The organism is Desulfofarcimen acetoxidans DSM 771 (assembly GCF_000024205.1).
GTDB classification, from domain to species: Bacteria; Bacillota; Desulfotomaculia; order Desulfotomaculales; family Desulfofarciminaceae; genus Desulfofarcimen; species Desulfofarcimen acetoxidans.
The window spans coordinates 3,727,022-3,743,360 of sequence record NC_013216.1 but is presented as its reverse complement, the minus strand read 5'-3'; the positions used below and the strand labels follow the sequence as shown (position 1 = coordinate 3,743,360).

The window sequence follows — 16,339 nt, the reverse complement described above, 5'->3', positions numbered from 1 at the left end:
TAAAAAGTACCGTCTGCTCCGCCGAAAAAGGTTAAAAGGATATTTCCCTTTTAAGGATAATTATTTGGCTTTATATATTTCATATTATTTTTCACGCTAACATTCCTCTATTATTTTGTATACTTCTCTGTATACACTTGAAATAGGTATATTCTTTTCACTGGCTATTTTTCTGCAATCCTCATATTCCGGCTTGTATTTCACTTTTTCCCCTTGGTAATAGGAGTTTTTAATAGTTATATCACCATACTGCGTCTTTACCCGTACAAAATCTCTTTGCAGCATTATTTTTTCAACCTTGTATTTTCTGATGCCGATGGAAGTGGTTTCTCTAAAAACTATGTCCAGTATGTCTTTTTCCCGCCCTTCATCGATTAATATACTTAGTTTTATTGCTGACCTTCCTTTTTTCATTGATATAGGTGTCTTAAATACATCTAGAGCGCCTCGTTCAAAAAGCTTTTCCTCAATATAACCGTAGAGCTCCGGGTTCATGTCATCAATATTAGTCTCCAATATATATTGAGTTTCTATTTCTTCATTTTTTTCTTCGTTCGCTAAATAAACCCTAAGAATATTGGGAATTTCCATATCTCTATGTCCTATTCCGTAGCCGGTCCTGCCTATTGAAAAATGCACCATATCTGTAAATTTATCCACATTGGCTGCTAAAATAGCTGCTCCAGTAGGTGTCGTTGTTTCAAAAGGTACGTTGCCGAACTTAATAGGAACGCCTTTTAATATTTCGACCGTTGCCGGGGCGGGAATAGGTATAATGCCATGAGCACACTTTACAAAGCCTCCTCCTAACTGGACGGAAGAGGACATAATCTTATCCACCTTTAGGTAATCCAAGCACACTGCTGCTCCAACAATATCGATGATGGAATCAGTAGCCCCAACCTCGTGGAAATGCACTTCGTACGGGGAATTTCCGTGAATCATTGCCTCAGCCTCGGCTACTTTCATGAACATATTCAAGCTTAATTCTTTTACTCTGTCATTTAAACCGCTGGTTTTTATAATGTGTTCAATATCCTTTAAATTTCTATGCTCATGATAAGTATGTTCGGTATGAACCGTTGAAAAGTACTGCTCTTTGTCTTTCTGATGATTATGATGGTGGTGATGGTCATGAGAGTGGTTATGTGTGTGATCGCGCTTATGGCACTCTTTTTCATTTTTTAAGATTACATCCACCCGTGTTCCTTTTATTTCTTTTTTAATATCCTTTTTAATCTGCAAATCATATTCAGCGTCCAAATTCAGTTTGGAAAGCTCTTGTCTTAAGTACTTCTGGTTCACTCCTAAATCAAGCAATGCCCCTAAATTCATATCTCCACTGATTCCGCAAAAACAATCATAATATAATATTTTCATAAATTATCTCTCCCAATACACGTTTTGGTTCTCAACATGAGAATACCAATTTTCTGTCGAGATATCAAGCAATATTTAGAAACTATAAATTTACCCCGACTTTATATCCATTAGAAAGGTCGGCTAAAGATATAAACGAATAAGAGCCGCCTAATGGACGAGGATTTTCAGGTATTACTCTTGCTTATAACACTAAATCAATTGAAGAGGTTGATGAAATTATAAAAAAAGCAGGAAAAGCCGGAGGAATAGTCGAGAAATTACCTTGACGTGTTTTCTGGGGAAGACATAGCGGGTATTTTAAAAGGTGGAATTTGGCTAATGGAATTTAAAAATCTGTTACCGGAGCAGGATTATATCGTACATGAATAAATGTAGTCAACTAAATACTGATATTGATTATCATTAACGAAAAATGTTAGAATTGTTCATGTAGAATCATAAAAAACAGGCGGCAATTAATAATGGGGGAGATAAAAATGATTATAAGATCGGCAATTTCCAACATTTCAGCAATTCCCCAGTTTTGGGCGAATTTATGCTGCGTATGGTGGTGTTTTTATTATAATGTCAATACTGTGGGGTTGGTGGATTGATAACATAATCCCTGATTTTTATGATTGGGTTGGCACGGTTATAGCGTTATTGGGAACAGGTATTATTCTTTGGGCTCCACGACAGGAACTGCAGGAAGGAGTGAATAAAGAGTGATGATAAAATCAGCAATTCTATTTGTATTGGCCGGACTTGCGGAAATTGGTGGCGGTTACTTGGTTTGGTTATGTCTTCGTGAGAAAAAGCATGTTTTTGTTGGCCTAGCTGGGGGCATTATTCTTGTAGTATACGGGGTTATTCCCACGTTCCAGGACTATCCTAATTTCGGAAGGGTGTATGCTGCATATGGCGGTATTTTTATTATACTGTCTTTGTTATGGGGATGGGGTATTGATAAAAAGAAACCTGATCACTATGATTGGATAGGGTCTGCAATCTCCTTAATAGGTGCGGCTATTATAATATGGACACCCAGATAATTATTATAAGTTAATTATTCTGTTGCATAGCAGAAATAAGAGACTGCCACTCTTCTTCCTAGCGTGCAAGCTAAAGCATAACACCAGGGCATGACTGCATAAAGACAGCAAAGAAAAAGGTAGGTTCTTAACCGTGAGAGCCTTCTTTTTTTATTAATAGACGGCACAATGTGAGGCGATAGTAACCGGCTATGAACCGGGTATTATTATAGCAATTTTATTTCTATAATAATACCAAAGAAATTCATGTCGTTTGAGACTAGAATAGATCGTCTCCAGAGTCACTGAAATTGAAGTCTAATAGACCACTGTCAGCCTTTTCACCACCACCTGTATGTGTATCTGAATCTTCAGCATCTGTTTCTTCATTTTCATTATCACTAAACAAGCTGTCTAGCATGGCTGACCCAGCAGACCCGTTGCTATGCCTCTCATAAAACTATCTAATCCAAAGCCACCATGGCCATGCTGAATGATGGAATTATATCATAGATAACATTTCAATAAAATCAAGTATCAGTGTTTGAATTAAGATCATAGTATGAAGCAGAATTTGTTTTGTTGTTGGCGCTTGGTCAGGTGCCGCTAGTTAAACTAATATTTGCTGCAGCTTAGTTAGACTGTTTCGGTATTGTTTTATTTGATTACTTATGGTTTCATATCATAAAGGAGTTTCAGTCGTATTTTATTTAAGCAATAGTGAATAATCTGTTGTATAAAGATAACTCGAGAAATGAGGGGTTTTTAAGATATGAAAACGAGTATAAAAATTTCTATTTGGCTAAATAAACAAGTGAAGCGATTCATTGAAGAGGAAAGTAGAAATAATATGAAACAAATTGGGCTTAACTAATGGCAGGAATATTAAATATATTATCCAATTTCGTTAATAATCTACATGATATTATTCTTTACATTTCAAAAGTAATAGGACTTAATTTAAGTGACAAGGATTTGCACTTTTGGCTAATCGGCGCTTTAGGAATATTTATATTTTTTGTAACAGATGTTATTTTTAAGCGGATTGCCATGTTTAATGTGTCAGTTATTTCTTTTATCTATACATTTACGGTATTATTAGTGATAGTGTTTGGTCTTGAAATTGAACAAAAGATAACACATAGAGGAAATATGGAATTTGCAGATATAGTCGCAGGTTTATGGGGCTTTTTGTGTATGTTTAGTATATATTTAATTATTCAAATTGCAATTTCCTTAATTAAAAAAGCAATAAATAAAATGTAAGAACTAGCATACTGAAAAGGTAATAAAATTAAGGAAAAAGGCATTTACCACTATGCTAAGCAAGCAAGGTATTTTAGGGGCACATGGTTTTTTATTTTTCATGCCTTTTTACTATCCAAAAGGATTAAAACATTAAAGCTGTACTTTCATTTTTCGGAGTTATTTTTGTTTATACTGCATGAATATCTCTATTTAACTTATTATCAAGGATATTTAAACGAATTTGTTGGATACGGAGTCCTTGAATTCTGGTTACCTCTAGCCGGTGATTAGGTAGTTCCACAATATCTCCAACCTTGGGGCGTTTGCCGAGTTCACCAAAAACATAACCGCCAATAGTATCATATTCTGTATCCTCAGTTACAGGTAGGTGAAACATTTCTTTAGCTTCTTCCAGAAGCAATCGACCCTCTACAAGAAAAGTCCCTTCTTTTTCTGGGATTATTTTTGGAATCTCATTGTCAAACTCATCATGAATCTCACCTACCAATTTTTCCAAAACATCTTCCATAGTAACTATACCACTTGTACCGCCGTATTCATCTACTACCAAAGCCATCTGCTGGCGGCATTGTTGGAATTGCTTGAGTAATCTGTCTAATGGAATTCCCTCTGGTACCATCATAATATTGCGTTTAACATCATTAATGCTAGTTTCATCTTTTAGCTTAAAAAGGTCTTTGATGTGTATAAGACCAACCACATTGTCATTATCTCCGTCACAAAGAGGAAAACGAGTATGTTCCGATTGCCGTGCTATCTCAATATTTTGCTGTAGGGTTTTTCTTCTATCTAAAAAAACTACTTCCGGACGTGGAACCAATATTTCTCTGGCAATTCTTTTCTCAAATTCAAAAACATTTTGAAGTAATCTCCACTCATCTTTATCTAAATGTCCGGATTTGTAACTTTCGGAAACAAGCATTTGCAGTTCTTTCTCACTATGACTTGCCTCATGTTCACTGGTACGTTGAATACCAATGATATGCAATATTGAATTGGCTGTACCGTTAAAAACGATTATCCCCGGATAAAAAAGATAATAAAATATACGCATAGGTGTTGCCAGATACAGGGCTATTTTTTCTGCTCTCTGGATTGCCAAAGATTTTGGTACCAGTTCACCAAACACTACATGCATTAACGTAACTAAACTAAATGCAATTACAAAAGAAATGTAATGCAGCACATCTGACGAAAATACCCCTAAGTAACCCAAAACAGGTTCTATAATTTTAGCTACCACTGGTTCCCCGAGCCAACCCAAGCCAAGGCTTGCCAGGGTTATACCAAGTTGACACACTGAAAGATATGCGTCTATATTGCTTATGATAGTTTGAGCAATATTTGCTTTCCGGTTTCCTTCATCTGCCAGTTGCGCTAGACGTGTAGGTCTTACTTTAACAAAGGAGAATTCCGCAGCCACAAAGATACCATTTAAAAAAACCAAAAACAACGCGAATATAATTTGTACTGCAACAATAATACTAAACGACGTATCATCACCCATAAATATGGGTTCACACTCCTTTTACATCAATTACATAGCTAATTAACTTCAAAATTATTCTATCATAAAAATTATTAATAATAAAATATGAACTTCGCTTAAAGCAGCACGAAAAAGCCAGTTTTGTTCTGTTATTATATTTTAACATTGTCAAGTTAATTTTTTAGCTGCAATTCGTTCATTATCTTGCGTTTACTATAATTTTTATGAAATAACGAAGTTAATATCATGGTATGCCTTATTAAATTTATGTTAAAAAATTAGTCTTCAGGGCATGTTGCTGAGTAAAATCAGGATATAATAAAAAGTATATATGAATTAATAATTATTAAGCCAGAAGGAGTTTACATTGAGATATAAAGAATTAAAGCCTTTTTAATGTTTGATGGTAATGCTGAAGAGGCAATAAATTATTATACCTCATTGTTTGAACAATAGGAAATAATTAGTATTTCATGGCAACTAAATCTCGATAATTAATTGAGGAAGGGTTAAACCCTTTCCTTTTTGTTTTCCCGAATCCATACGGAATATATTTGCTGTAAGTATAAGGTTATTTTATAATATTGTCTTATAATACCTGAGAGTCAAAAGTTCTCTAAATATGAACCTATATAGCATTTATTTTATTAGATAAAACACTATATAGTATGGAAAACTAGAACTTTTAACTGTCAAGTAAAATATATAGAGTAAAATTAGTCGCAGCAAACCCGCGTCACTTTTTGGGTGATGCGGGCTTTGGGAGATTAGCTTAAATGTGGTTAGCCTTACGTGTCGTCCATAATTATATTTTTGTAACCATTATGGTAAATTCTGCATAAATTATCATATGCCAGATATACCTCACTTAAAGCACAGATTAAAGGCAATGCAAGAAGGCAGGCCTAGTAGGCTCTGGCCTTCTCTTTTTGGATAAATTTAGTTTTCATATGCCTGTATGGACCTCTTGTTTACTACAAAGGATTTATTGGGACATGCTTAAAGACCAGTTTTGACCATTATTATTATCCCAGTTGTTGGCACTGTCTTTGAAGCAGAAATTTAAATGGTTGCTCTCAATTTGGATAGTTTTTTCAAAACCGTATGGAGTAGGTTCCATTCGATGATCATATACATTATTCCAGTTGTCTTCTGTACCGGTATGAAGATAAACTTGGGTAGCTCCCGATTTTGTCAGTAAACCATTGTAAAAAATGCTTACGTCCTTTTTATCCGGGCATAAACACTTGACCGTGATTCCTGCCTTTTGATCGCAGTCTCCCTGTCCGTTATTAACTTTTAATTGATGCATTTCATATTCCTCCATTTAATTTTTTATGCTCCGGGAAATTATACTAAACGCAAATTTGTTTTGCGTAAGCAAGGTTAATACTGAATAATTTCCTACGAGATTTCCATGTGCCTAGAGCTGTCTTAATGATCACTTAAACAACTTTTCTGTAGTTTTCCCGGCTGCTGTTTTAACATGCACAGGTCCTTTAATTGAGAATAATATAATTAAGGCAAAGAAGTAAAAAAGGGGGTATTCTATGACCTTATATAATGAGATGAAAAGATTATTGAATAAAAAAGTGAAAATACAAACCGATGATAGTATTAAAGAGGTAATTATTGTTGATATAAGTGAAAGCACCGTTCGAGCAGCCGAGTCGGGTAGTGTTGAACCTGTAATTTTTCAAATGATTAATATTGGTTTTATTGAGTATGTTTAGGCCGGATATCCTGCTTTTGACCGGGGGTGACAGATATCTTAGCGAACCATGCCGAATCCCAATTGGAATTTAATAGAAATGAGGATGGCCTTTCCCAGTTGGTTCGGGAATTAAATAGTTATAAATATAAGCGGGTGACAGTTCAGATAAAAACTGAAAGATTTGAGGGCGTTCTTGTGTATGTTGGACAGAGCTTTGTTAATATAATATCCCAGGCCAGCCTGGTGATTATCCCACTGAAAAATATATTGATAATAAACGTGCCTAATATGTAATAATCATTCATAAAAAGGGGAGTTATAATATGTCACTCAGCGATGAAATTAGAAAACTGCACAATTTTCGGGTTCAAATCAGCACCAAAGGTCTAAAACAAGATATTATAATCGTAGAGGTGGCAGATGAATTTATTCGAGGGATTGATTTAGACTCGGGCAATGTAAAAATATTTCCTTTACAGAATATAGATTTTATTAAGAAATCAACCGGACCTCCGGCTAATACCAGAAAAAAAGTATCTTCCCTGCTTAGCAGCAGCAAAGAAAGAGGCACTCAGGAAAATTGAGTGCCTCTTTTATTTTAACAACTATTAGCCAAAAGCAACGATTCTATCGGTATTAATTCTTATAACCTGGCCTATAAAGAAGGGCGCTGTCGCGGCGGTTAATCTGACAGCAACAAAGTTGTCAACCAGGCTGATTAACTCTCCTATATAAGTGCCATTGGTAGTCACAATAGTAACTGTAACTCCGGTAGGAAAGTTCGTGCTATTTAAGATTGCCATTAAAATCTTCCTTTCGCTGTAGATTTAACCTAAGGCCACAATTCTATTGGTGTTAATTCTAATAACCTGGCCTGCTGAAAATGGAGTGGTGCCTACAGTGAGTCTGATAATTAAGAAGTTATCGACTTCATTGATCAATTCTCCGGTAAAAGTGGGGCCTGTGGTAACAATAGTAACAGTTACACCAGGGGCAAAATTGAACTTTGCTGAAATAGCCATAATCATTCTCCTTTCAGAAATTAATAATTTGCATTTCCAAGGTCTTTTTTAGTGAGAGCTTTTTATTAATATGTATATGGAAATAGTATCTATAGTGTGCATAATATGGAAATTTATAACTTGAATGGATTATTTCATATAGAAGAAGTCGGACATAAGGATATATTTGCATTGTAAACGATTATGAACTTAGAGCCTGTTTCAAAAGTCCTGTTTTAAATGCAAGATTCAATATATGGATAGCAACAAGAGATTTAGTATTATATATTAAGGATAATAAATAGAAATCCATTATTGACATAATATTCTAATTAGGGTAGAATTCAATAAAAAACCCGTATTAATTCATGAGTAATACGGGTTCTGCCTGCCTACCTTATTGTACCGGGAAATCCGCATTAATTTTATTAGGAACAGATATTGAAAGTCTTCCCCACTAATCATTGTTTAAATAATTGGCTGGCCTGTTCATAACTGATAGGTCCTTCAGCCGCGTAGATTACTTTTTCTTCCGGGTTGATAATTATGGTAGTAGGTATGGCATTTATGCCATAGGTGGCGGCTACCTCCGCATTTTTATCCAAATAAACCGGGATCTGCAAATTGTTTTGTTTTAAGAAAGCAGGTACATCAGAGATTTTCTTTTCCTGTGCGGCTATATTGATAAATATAAACTCAACATTTTTTTTACTATAATCCAAATAAAGCCTGTTTAGATCCGGCATCTCTCCTTTACATGGAGAGCACCAGGTATTCCAAAAATTAATAAAAATATACTTTCCCTTTAAGCTGCTTAGCGTTGTGGTTTTTTTATCTCGTGTTATGAAAAATGAGGGCGGTTGCCCCGGCGACAATTTTTCTTTTACTCCGCTGGGTGCTGTAATGGAGACATCTCCGGCTATACCGGGAATTTCAGATTCGTTTGCTGTTTGATGAGTTAGTCCAAATCCTAAAGCCAACAGCAAGAAAACAATAACAATAGTGATTATTTTGGGATTCATATAAAACCTCCTAATAAAATAGTAAAACCAATTTTTGCCATGTGCCGGTCAACAGTAAGATGCCCATAGTAATTAGCAATGCACCGCTGACAGCGTTTATGTATGGTAGCAACCATTGTGTTTTTTGCAGCCATTTATGTACCGAACCAATGCACATAGCTGCCAGAATAAAAGGGAAACCCAGACCCAGTGTATAGGCGGTCAAGAGGAGCATTCCGCGGGCGGGATCTGAGCCGCTTGCCAGTAGCAGGATGGAAGCAAGTACCGGCCCGACACAGGGAGTCCAACCGAGGGCAAAACATACGCCAAGAAGAAATGCGCCCAGCCGGCCGGAAAGTTTGGGGGCCTGACATTTAAACTGCCTGAATAAAATATTTATTGTAAAAATATTGCCGGTATGAAGACCAAAAATTATAATAATCAGGCCGGCTAATTTAGTTAACCAGGGCCGGTGGTATGTTAGATACTGTCCTAAACTGCCGGCTGCGGCACCGAAAACAATAAATATAAGACCAAATCCCAGTACAAAAAACAGGCTGTTTAGCAGGGTCTGTTTTTTATCAGGCCGAATGCCATTACTTAAATCAGTGCCGGCAATAAAAGATAAATAGCCGGGTAGAAGAGGTAAAATGCAAGGTGATAAAAAAGATAAAAAACCAAAGAACAGGGCAACGGTCGTATTTAATGAGTTTGTTGCTATTGGTACATCACCGCCTGTAAGAAATAGTATGTAAAACTTGACCTGAGCTCTAATTTAAAGTTATTATTATAATATAAAACTTCTTAATGAAAACTTAACCTAATATGAACAAAATTGCAATCTATATTTTTTATAATAGGAAAAGTCATTTACACGGGAGGGATTGCCATGAATATTGAAAGCAAGCTGCTTCTAGCTGTATCCACTGCTATAGTAATCTTATCCTTTTGGGTTTTGCCTAATATTTCAATTCATACGGAGGTCATAAGAAAACTAATTATAGGAATATAGCTATTTTAGGAACGAGATATTGACAGGATGATAATAGTAAATTATAATAATTACAAATTATAATTTTAGTGGATTTTAGGAAAGTCATTTGTAAAGTATTCTGACTGGAGGTAATATTTATGACATGGAATTTAATTGAATTTAGCGCAGAAGAAATCGTTAAGTTATCTACTGATATTGAGAAGTCTGGATATACTTTCTATAGCACTCTGGCAGTTAAAGTTGCGGATGCCAGGGCAAAAGAAGTCTTGCAGTTCCTGGCTAATGAAGAAGGCCAGCATATTAAGGATTTTGAAGCACTCGGTGCCGAATTGGCCAAGGAGTTTGTGGCTAACGAAAACTATGCCGGTGAGTATAAGGAATATCTTGATTCTTTAATTGAAAGCCATATCTTTAACCAGGCTGATATTGAGGACAAATTTAATAAAATAACCGATGCTAAAAGTGCTTTGGAGATGGCCCTGCGTTTTGAAAAAGATTCTATTATGATTTTTCAATCTTTCTTAAATGTTGTGGGTGGTAAGGCGCAAGAGGTAATTGGCAAGCTGATCAATGAGGAAATCGGTCACATCAAGAAACTGAGCCAGTTGAAAAAACAATTATAGATCATAAGGAGGTTACCTCTCTGAAAACTGATGACAACTTAATGGCTGCATTTGCCGGTGAATCTCAGGCTAATAGAAAATATCTTGCCTTTGCTAAAAAGGCACAGCATGAAGGCAAGGAAAAAATTGCCCGCCTGTTTACAGCGGCAGCTGAGGCGGAAACTATTCACGCCTTAAAACATTTAGATGTTGCCGGTAAGGTTAGCAGTACTTCGGATAATTTAAAGGTTGCTGTTGAGGGCGAGACTTATGAATCCGATGTTATGTACCCGCAATTTATTGAACAAGCGAAAGCCGATAATAATCAAAGAGCGTTTAAGACTTTTGATCTTGCTTTAGGTGCTGAAAAGGTTCACGCTGAATTATATCAAAAGGCACTGAAAGATTTGGAAGCTACTGGAGACTTAAAGGCAGAATCCATACATTTATGCCCGATTTGCGGGTATATTGAACTGGATCACGCGCCGGAACGCTGTCCTGTTTGTGGGGCAAAGGGTAGTGTATTCAAGCAGTATTAGATTAAAAAGGTCTTGCGAGGTTATCGTAAGACCTTTTGTTTTACTCATGGTAATCATGCCTATGATAGATTTGTGGATAAGTCATTGTTTAATGAGAGTATAAGAAAGAGGGGGTGTGGTGCATAATGGAATCTATCCTCAAGGGGTTGGGATTAAGGGCTACACCTCAGCGTTTAGCTATACTAAAATTATTAGAGGGTAATATTACTCATCCTTCCGCAGAGGAGCTCTACAACAGTATAAAACCAAATTTTCCCTCATTGTCATTGACCACTGTTTATAACACGCTTGAGTCTTTGTCGGGAGCAGGAGTAATTCAGGAAATTGGTATTGATTCTGAAAGAAGAAGATTTGATCCTAATCCAAAACCGCATAATCATTTTTTGTGTAATAAATGCCGAAAAGTTTTTGATTTAAATGTATATTTGTTGAGTTTCAGTTTGCCTCAGCAGGTGGGTGAATTTTGGGTGGAAGGTGCTGCTGTCCATTTTTTCGGCCTGTGTTCTAAATGTGTTAGTGACTAACTATTTTGATTATTCAAAAAAGAGTTGTATTTTATGCTACAACTCTTTTTTATACCATTTGGAATTGTGTTATGATGGATTTGTGGATAAGTTAAGTTGTGTAGTTCCCAAGATGTATGAGTACCTGTGTCTGCCCGAAAGCTGTTTTAAGCGACTTTCTTGGGCTATTCTAATACGGCTTTTTTAAATTCCTCAACTCCGAAACGCTCTATGAACCTGTAGGATCTTTCTCTTGTTTTGGCATTAGCCTGGTATATTGCCAAACATTTAATGACTAATGCAATCAGTTCTTTCCTGGTTAAATTAGTGGCAATGACGTCGCCAATTCTTGGTCTTCCTCCGGAATTTCCGCCAAAAACCAAGGTCCAGCCCTCTTTTGAAGCGAAAATACCTATATCCCTGACGTAGCCTTCTGCGCAGTTCATGGGGCAGCCGGATACGCTTATTTTTGTTTTGGCCGGCATAGGATTATTGACAAACAATTTTTCCAGCTCCAGCGCCAGTCCCAGTGAGTCCTGTTTACCATAAGCGCACAAGGTTGTCCCGGGACAGGCTTGTACATAGTGAATTGCCGGTCCGCTGGCCAGTGCCATCTCCATGCCTGTTTCTGATCGGATTTGTTCCGCTTCCTCCGCTTTAATCCCAACCAGTGCCATGCGCTGAGCGGAAGTAATTTTTACAGTAGGGATATTATATTTGCGAACTACTTTGGCAATGTTTTCTAAGTTATCTGCACTGAGCAAGCCTACAGGGCTTCTTAGCACAATGGCATAAGTTTGCTTGTCTCTTTGAAGTATAGCCCCTTGTGGATTTTCTGCCATTTCGCTTCCTCCTAGTGAATTAATTTTTCTAGTTTACTAATTGATTGCAGTTTTGTTAATTTGGTAAACCTCACCGGTAATTGTCTTTTCCAGCAGGGCTGAGTTTTCTCTGGGGCCACAGACGATTAAAACATCATGTTCAATGCGGGCCTTGTTTAGTATCCTGTCATCGGTTGCGTTCCCGATAATATATAGAAAGCCCAATCACGCGGATTCTCAAGTATCTCCTGGTTTTTTCTATGGCCACAAAGGGAATATTTTCATGCATCAGAGTGGCTATAACTTTACGTCCGTCCGCCTCACAGACTACAATATGATTGCTTAATTCGGATATTTTCTGTCTCATTTTATTTATCCCTCGTGAAAATAGATAAATATATCGGGCGTAGAGATGACAAAATGAAACACCTCATCATTATTATAGCATAGAATTATTTATGCTGATAAGGCATCCCTCTTTATCCTCTTAGAGAGTGTTTCAAAAATCTTAATTTTAAAAATCAACCACTATATACAGTTTAAATTAGAAGCATAAATGCTAGATATAGAAATTAAAAGCCTGCCGCCATTTATGGCGGCAGGCTTTATGTTAAACGGGCTGCTTTTTAGGCACCCGCTGTTGTTGCTTCTCAAATAACATATGATCAAAATGCAGAATGTGTGAAAAAATTAATAGCATAAGCTGATAAAATATTATATAGTTTAAAAATAAGAATACTTTAGAGAAAATCCTGTTAATAACTCGAATAATAAATTCTGTAAAAATAGTTAGTTTTATTTTGCAAAGGGTGAGGGATTATGCGAAGGACCGTGCTTTTTACAATTGTGGTGGCGGCCGCCGTTTTGTTATCAGGCTGTAGTTCCTTTATGCAGAATTCAGGCGGTGTTCACACTATAAAAATTGCCGGTTCTACTTCTATGCTGCCGGTATCTGAAACTTTAGCCCGTTATTATGAAAATCAACACCCTGGGATAAATATAAATGTGCAGGGTAGTGATTCAACTGTCGGTATGCGTGGCATGATTAACGGGATAGTGGATATCGCAGCTTTATCCAGATCCTTGACAGCAAATGAGCAAAAGGAGCTCAATGCTTATGAAGTTGCATTAGATCAACTCACCGTAATAACTAACCCTGAAAACCCGGTAGAAAGACTTGACTTCACAGATCTGCGGGATATTTTTAGCGGTAAAATTACCAGTTGGAAGCAGCTTGGCGGAAATGATTACCCTATATCTGTTCTTGTCAGAGAGGAAGGTTCCGGTACCGCTCTTGTTTTTGGGGAAACTGTCATGGGGGAACAAAACCTCTGTACTAATGCTGCAGTCCTTCCTTCGACCGGGGCTGTTAAGGCTATGGTGGCTAAGGATAAATATGCTATTGGTTATATTTCTTCAAATTATTTGAGTAAAGAAATAAAGCCAATTATAATAAAAAGAGGAAAAATAGAGTCACATATTTTAACCAGACACCTGGTTTTTGTTACCGAAAAACGAGTTGAGCCGTCTGTCAGGGATTTCCTGACTTTTGTTTCCAGTGGTGAGGCTAAAAATATACTGGCAGAACTTAAGCCAGGCAATTGATTTGTAAAACGGAGGGATTTAATTGAGGAATGTTACTGTGTTAAAACATCCCGTGGTTAGTGACCGCCTAACGACACTGCGCCACAAGGATACTCAAATTGAGCTGTTTCGCCGTGCCTTAAGAGAACTGGGCTTTTTTTTAGCCATGGAAGCTACTTCCCGGTTGCCTGCCATTAAGTCCAAAGTAATAACTCCACTGGGTATTGAAGTGGAGACGGAGGAGCTTGACTCAGCCAGAGTTTTGCTGGCTCCAATATTACGTGCCGGTTTGGGTTTTGTGGAGAGTTTTTTAGAACTGGTGCCCAGGGCCAAAATAGCTCATATCGGTATTTCCAGAGATCATGACACTTTACAGGCTATGTCCTATCTTAATTCCCTGCCGTCTAACCACGATTATTTCGATATGGTGTTTATGCTTGATCCGATGCTGGCAACCGGCAACAGTGCGGTTAAGGCACTGGAGATGCTTACCGGTAAAGGTTTTTCCCCGGACAAAATTATTCTGGTTTGCGCCTTTGCAGTTAAAGAGGGAATATTGCAGATTAATGAGAAGTTCCCGCTGGTGCGTATTGTGGCTGCTACTTTAGACTGGAATCTAAATGATGTTGGGTATATCGTACCGGGTTTGGGGGATGCAGGGGATAGGCTGTTTTTAATATAAAGGAGTATTGCCGGAGGAGGAGAAGCCGCCGCTTTTAACCACTTTGCCGCTTAGTTTGCGGCATCTGTTTGTTTGCTATGTTTGGAGCTACTGTAATGGTTCCCATATTATTTAAGGTCAATCCGGGAACCATTTTGTTTTTATTTCACCTGTTCTGGTGGTTTTACCTAAGTATAATAATAAAAAGGACATTAGCCGTCCGCGTAGAATTAATTAATATAGTCAGCCTGGTTGTGTATTTATTGGGAGGGATGTTTTTATATTATGATAAATCACCATATTAAGAATTTTAACCAGATGAGTGTAGAGGATATGAAGGAATTAAAAGCGGAAGATAAATTTACTTTCGGCTGTACTGACGGGTGTATGGGAAGTTGCTGTATGCTGATCAATATTTATTTGGATCCCTGGGATGTTGAAACTATAGCCCGTTGCTTAAACATGAGTGGGCAGCAGTTTATCCAGGAGTATTGCGATTACGAAATTGACAACAATTCACGCTGGCCTTATGTGCGTTTGAAGGATGCCGCCTCCGGTCCCTGTTCTTTTTTAATGGAAGATGGCAAATGCAGTATTTACGGTGCCCGTCCGCGCAACTGTAGAACCGCTCCTCTGGGCAGGGCCGTGCGCTACAATAATGACGGAGAATCAACCGTAAAAGAGGAGAAAATATTTTTTATACCGCCAACCGACAACTGCATGGGTTTTGGTGAAGGCAGAGATTGGACCGTGCATGAATGGTTTTTGGACGCTGACGCCTATAAGTATTACGAGTTTTCCGATATCTATACGGAATTGATTAATTATTCCTCAGAGAAATTAAACGGCAGGGAATGGATGCTGGCCGGCGTGTCTAAAATGATGAATCCTTTCTTGTACGGGCCGGAGCTTTTGCGGGCCAAGCTGGGTGTCAGTGAAGAATTGGTGGATTATGAGGAGTTTTACCGCCGGCGTATGAAAGCTTTGAAAGCTGTATTGACTGACATGGCTGCCGGTTTTGGCTGCGGGCCTCTGGCTGAACAGGCTGAAACTGTGCAAATGCAGGGCAGCAGCATGATGGACAGAGTAAGAAAAATATTGCTGGCCGAAGAATAAACTTCAGGGTTGCACGGGAGTGAGTTTTATGAACACAACTGTGACAGGAGAAGTAATTTTAGCCGCGGCCGGATTTGGGCAGCTCATGACCGGCTTGTCCATTGCTGAAAAACAAGCGGTAGTAGTATACGGAACTATGGATGGCCGGGTTTTAAGCCGTTTTACTGCGGCGGCGGGAATACCTGTATACTTCTTTGAAACAGGCTGAGACTGTGTGCGTAGAGTAGTTGCCGTGGGCAGCTTGGAAGGGGTTTGGGTAGATTTGCCTGACTACCCTGGTGACAATGAATTTGCAGCCATGGACTTATTGCGGCAAGAATTTGAAGGCCACTTTGGTTTTCCCTGGTTGGCTGTAATGTCCGGGGCAGGCGGTAATTTTGATTGTTACAAAGACTGGGACGGGTACATCGCTATCCGGGATTTAAAAAAATGCTCCGGTTTGCTTGTATCCGATTTAAAGGGAAAAACAATTCATAGAATAATTTTAGGATAAAACAATCGTTTTCAGACGGTTGTTTTAATTTTTGCTTCCCGCAAGACGTTGCTATAAATTTTTGTATTACCCCCATAAAATTAGATAAAGTATCGTATATATAAATAGAAAGGTGGTGAATGGATAGTACGGGATTAGATATTCATTGATAGAAAATAT

Annotated in this window: 24 protein-coding genes and 1 pseudogene; 15 read left to right on the top strand and 10 right to left on the bottom strand. The window is 37.7% G+C overall.

Going from position 1 to position 16,339, the window contains the following annotated elements:
- Positions 1-96: 96 nt before the first annotated feature.
- Entirely contained in the window at positions 97-1,380 is a 1,284-nt protein-coding gene (larC, locus tag DTOX_RS17185) for a nickel pincer cofactor biosynthesis protein LarC (protein WP_015758952.1), read from the bottom strand.
- Between the two features lie 501 nt (positions 1,381-1,881).
- On the opposite strand from larC, the pseudogene DTOX_RS17180 reads away from it, so the two are divergent.
- Both DTOX_RS17180 and DTOX_RS17175 read left to right on the top strand, forming a co-directional pair.
- Positions 1,882-2,091, top strand: a pseudogene (locus DTOX_RS17180) (YnfA family protein); the annotation flags it as partial.
- On the top strand, positions 2,091-2,414 hold the full coding sequence (locus DTOX_RS17175; protein WP_042316140.1) for a YnfA family protein: 324 nt from the start codon (positions 2,091-2,093) through the stop codon (positions 2,412-2,414). The pseudogene DTOX_RS17180 and the gene DTOX_RS17175, both read left to right, overlap by 1 nt.
- Before the next feature lie 259 nt (positions 2,415-2,673).
- Here the strand turns inward: DTOX_RS17175 and DTOX_RS23215 are convergent, their stop codons facing one another.
- Complete coding sequence (locus DTOX_RS23215; protein ID WP_157863003.1) at positions 2,674-2,814, bottom strand: hypothetical protein; 141 nt, start codon at positions 2,812-2,814, stop codon at positions 2,674-2,676.
- 452 nt (positions 2,815-3,266) lie between these two features.
- On the opposite strand from DTOX_RS23215, the gene DTOX_RS17170 reads away from it, so the two are divergent.
- On the top strand, positions 3,267-3,659 hold the full coding sequence (locus DTOX_RS17170) for a hypothetical protein (protein ID WP_015758950.1): 393 nt from the start codon (positions 3,267-3,269) through the stop codon (positions 3,657-3,659).
- Between the two features lie 169 nt (positions 3,660-3,828).
- Here the strand turns inward: DTOX_RS17170 and DTOX_RS17165 are convergent, their stop codons facing one another.
- The gene (locus DTOX_RS17165; RefSeq protein WP_015758949.1) at positions 3,829-5,169 is read right to left on the bottom strand and encodes a hemolysin family protein; all 1,341 of its coding nucleotides are present in this window, start codon (positions 5,167-5,169) and stop codon (positions 3,829-3,831) included.
- Positions 5,170-5,532: 363 nt separating this feature from the next.
- Between DTOX_RS17165 and DTOX_RS25445 the strand changes: the two genes are divergently transcribed.
- The gene (locus DTOX_RS25445) at positions 5,533-5,607 is read left to right on the top strand and encodes a VOC family protein (RefSeq protein WP_422698414.1); all 75 of its coding nucleotides are present in this window, start codon (positions 5,533-5,535) and stop codon (positions 5,605-5,607) included.
- A 529-nt stretch (positions 5,608-6,136) separates the two neighbouring features.
- Here DTOX_RS25445 and DTOX_RS17160 read toward each other — a convergent pair.
- Positions 6,137-6,463, bottom strand: coding sequence for a carbohydrate-binding protein (locus DTOX_RS17160; protein ID WP_015758948.1), 327 nt, complete (start codon positions 6,461-6,463; stop codon positions 6,137-6,139).
- 238 nt (positions 6,464-6,701) lie between these two features.
- Between DTOX_RS17160 and DTOX_RS17155 the strand changes: the two genes are divergently transcribed.
- Positions 6,702-6,884, top strand: coding sequence for a hypothetical protein (locus DTOX_RS17155; protein WP_015758947.1), 183 nt, complete (start codon positions 6,702-6,704; stop codon positions 6,882-6,884).
- Positions 6,885-7,188: 304 nt separating this feature from the next.
- The gene (locus DTOX_RS17145) at positions 7,189-7,449 is read left to right on the top strand and encodes a hypothetical protein (RefSeq protein ID WP_015758945.1); all 261 of its coding nucleotides are present in this window, start codon (positions 7,189-7,191) and stop codon (positions 7,447-7,449) included.
- 24 nt (positions 7,450-7,473) lie between these two features.
- Here DTOX_RS17145 and DTOX_RS17140 read toward each other — a convergent pair whose 3' ends face one another.
- The 4 genes from DTOX_RS17140 to DTOX_RS17125 form a co-directional block, all read right to left on the bottom strand.
- The gene (locus tag DTOX_RS17140; protein ID WP_015758944.1) at positions 7,474-7,668 is read right to left on the bottom strand and encodes a hypothetical protein; all 195 of its coding nucleotides are present in this window, start codon (positions 7,666-7,668) and stop codon (positions 7,474-7,476) included.
- Between the two features lie 24 nt (positions 7,669-7,692).
- Positions 7,693-7,887, bottom strand: coding sequence for a hypothetical protein (locus DTOX_RS17135; RefSeq protein WP_015758943.1), 195 nt, complete (start codon positions 7,885-7,887; stop codon positions 7,693-7,695).
- Between the two features lie 440 nt (positions 7,888-8,327).
- Positions 8,328-8,888: a TlpA family protein disulfide reductase gene (locus DTOX_RS17130; RefSeq protein ID WP_015758942.1), complete on the bottom strand. Its 561-nt coding sequence runs from the start codon at positions 8,886-8,888 to the stop codon at positions 8,328-8,330.
- Between the two features lie 10 nt (positions 8,889-8,898).
- On the bottom strand, positions 8,899-9,519 hold the full coding sequence (locus DTOX_RS17125; RefSeq protein WP_242652631.1) for a cytochrome c biogenesis CcdA family protein: 621 nt from the start codon (positions 9,517-9,519) through the stop codon (positions 8,899-8,901).
- Between the two features lie 237 nt (positions 9,520-9,756).
- Between DTOX_RS17125 and DTOX_RS24965 the strand changes: the two genes are divergently transcribed.
- From DTOX_RS24965 to DTOX_RS17110, 4 genes are all read left to right on the top strand, one after another.
- Positions 9,757-9,879, top strand: a complete 123-nt coding sequence (locus tag DTOX_RS24965; protein ID WP_015758940.1) for a hypothetical protein — start codon at positions 9,757-9,759, stop codon at positions 9,877-9,879.
- A gap of 119 nt (positions 9,880-9,998) precedes the next feature.
- Positions 9,999-10,484: a ferritin family protein gene (locus tag DTOX_RS17120; protein ID WP_015758939.1), complete on the top strand. Its 486-nt coding sequence runs from the start codon at positions 9,999-10,001 to the stop codon at positions 10,482-10,484.
- A 41-nt stretch (positions 10,485-10,525) separates the two neighbouring features.
- Entirely contained in the window at positions 10,526-11,002 is a 477-nt protein-coding gene (locus DTOX_RS17115) for a rubrerythrin family protein (protein WP_015758938.1), read from the top strand.
- A gap of 125 nt (positions 11,003-11,127) precedes the next feature.
- The gene (locus tag DTOX_RS17110; RefSeq protein ID WP_015758937.1) at positions 11,128-11,526 is read left to right on the top strand and encodes a Fur family transcriptional regulator; all 399 of its coding nucleotides are present in this window, start codon (positions 11,128-11,130) and stop codon (positions 11,524-11,526) included.
- A 164-nt stretch (positions 11,527-11,690) separates the two neighbouring features.
- On the opposite strand, the gene DTOX_RS17105 is transcribed toward DTOX_RS17110, so the two are convergent.
- On the bottom strand, positions 11,691-12,347 hold the full coding sequence (locus DTOX_RS17105; protein WP_015758936.1) for a nitrite/sulfite reductase domain-containing protein: 657 nt from the start codon (positions 12,345-12,347) through the stop codon (positions 11,691-11,693).
- 166 nt (positions 12,348-12,513) lie between these two features.
- A complete protein-coding gene (locus DTOX_RS23210) occupies positions 12,514-12,693 on the bottom strand; it encodes a hypothetical protein (protein WP_157863001.1) in 180 nt (59 codons plus the stop codon).
- Between the two features lie 452 nt (positions 12,694-13,145).
- On the opposite strand from DTOX_RS23210, the gene DTOX_RS17100 reads away from it, so the two are divergent.
- From DTOX_RS17100 to DTOX_RS17075, 5 genes are all read left to right on the top strand, one after another.
- Positions 13,146-13,931 (top strand): phosphate ABC transporter substrate-binding protein, encoded by a 786-nt coding sequence (locus tag DTOX_RS17100; RefSeq protein WP_015758935.1) that lies wholly within the window; start codon positions 13,146-13,148, stop codon positions 13,929-13,931.
- 22 nt (positions 13,932-13,953) lie between these two features.
- Positions 13,954-14,592, top strand: coding sequence for a uracil phosphoribosyltransferase (gene upp / locus DTOX_RS17095; protein ID WP_015758934.1), 639 nt, complete (start codon positions 13,954-13,956; stop codon positions 14,590-14,592).
- A gap of 264 nt (positions 14,593-14,856) precedes the next feature.
- Positions 14,857-15,687, top strand: coding sequence for a YkgJ family cysteine cluster protein (locus tag DTOX_RS17085; protein WP_015758932.1), 831 nt, complete (start codon positions 14,857-14,859; stop codon positions 15,685-15,687).
- Positions 15,688-15,715: 28 nt separating this feature from the next.
- The gene (locus DTOX_RS17080; protein WP_015758931.1) at positions 15,716-15,895 is read left to right on the top strand and encodes a hypothetical protein; all 180 of its coding nucleotides are present in this window, start codon (positions 15,716-15,718) and stop codon (positions 15,893-15,895) included.
- Between the two features lie 6 nt (positions 15,896-15,901).
- On the top strand, positions 15,902-16,180 hold the full coding sequence (locus DTOX_RS17075; RefSeq protein ID WP_015758930.1) for a hypothetical protein: 279 nt from the start codon (positions 15,902-15,904) through the stop codon (positions 16,178-16,180).
- Positions 16,181-16,339 lie beyond the last annotated feature (159 nt).

Coding starts and splice junctions, on each gene's coding strand:
- DTOX_RS17145 (WP_015758945.1), top strand. CDS start 7,189: ATGTCACTCAGCGATGAAATTAGAAAACTGCACAATTTTCGGGTTCAA.
- DTOX_RS17100 (WP_015758935.1), top strand. CDS start 13,146: ATGCGAAGGACCGTGCTTTTTACAATTGTGGTGGCGGCCGCCGTTTTG.
- DTOX_RS23215 (WP_157863003.1), bottom strand. CDS start 2,814: ATGCTAGACAGCTTGTTTAGTGATAATGAAAATGAAGAAACAGATGCT.
- DTOX_RS17165 (WP_015758949.1), bottom strand. CDS start 5,169: ATGGGTGATGATACGTCGTTTAGTATTATTGTTGCAGTACAAATTATA.
- DTOX_RS17140 (WP_015758944.1), bottom strand. CDS start 7,668: ATGGCAATCTTAAATAGCACGAACTTTCCTACCGGAGTTACAGTTACT.
- DTOX_RS17160 (WP_015758948.1), bottom strand. CDS start 6,463: ATGCATCAATTAAAAGTTAATAACGGACAGGGAGACTGCGATCAAAAG.
- DTOX_RS17105 (WP_015758936.1), bottom strand. CDS start 12,347: ATGGCAGAAAATCCACAAGGGGCTATACTTCAAAGAGACAAGCAAACT.
- DTOX_RS17135 (WP_015758943.1), bottom strand. CDS start 7,887: ATGGCTATTTCAGCAAAGTTCAATTTTGCCCCTGGTGTAACTGTTACT.
- DTOX_RS23210 (WP_157863001.1), bottom strand. CDS start 12,693: ATGAGACAGAAAATATCCGAATTAAGCAATCATATTGTAGTCTGTGAG.
- larC (WP_015758952.1), bottom strand. CDS start 1,380: ATGAAAATATTATATTATGATTGTTTTTGCGGAATCAGTGGAGATATG.
- DTOX_RS17130 (WP_015758942.1), bottom strand. CDS start 8,888: ATGAATCCCAAAATAATCACTATTGTTATTGTTTTCTTGCTGTTGGCT.
- DTOX_RS17115 (WP_015758938.1), top strand. CDS start 10,526: ATGGCTGCATTTGCCGGTGAATCTCAGGCTAATAGAAAATATCTTGCC.
- DTOX_RS17175 (WP_042316140.1), top strand. CDS start 2,091: ATGATAAAATCAGCAATTCTATTTGTATTGGCCGGACTTGCGGAAATT.
- DTOX_RS17120 (WP_015758939.1), top strand. CDS start 9,999: ATGACATGGAATTTAATTGAATTTAGCGCAGAAGAAATCGTTAAGTTA.
- DTOX_RS24965 (WP_015758940.1), top strand. CDS start 9,757: ATGAATATTGAAAGCAAGCTGCTTCTAGCTGTATCCACTGCTATAGTA.
- DTOX_RS17170 (WP_015758950.1), top strand. CDS start 3,267: ATGGCAGGAATATTAAATATATTATCCAATTTCGTTAATAATCTACAT.
- DTOX_RS17110 (WP_015758937.1), top strand. CDS start 11,128: ATGGAATCTATCCTCAAGGGGTTGGGATTAAGGGCTACACCTCAGCGT.
- DTOX_RS17085 (WP_015758932.1), top strand. CDS start 14,857: ATGATAAATCACCATATTAAGAATTTTAACCAGATGAGTGTAGAGGAT.
- DTOX_RS17155 (WP_015758947.1), top strand. CDS start 6,702: ATGACCTTATATAATGAGATGAAAAGATTATTGAATAAAAAAGTGAAA.
- DTOX_RS17080 (WP_015758931.1), top strand. CDS start 15,716: ATGAACACAACTGTGACAGGAGAAGTAATTTTAGCCGCGGCCGGATTT.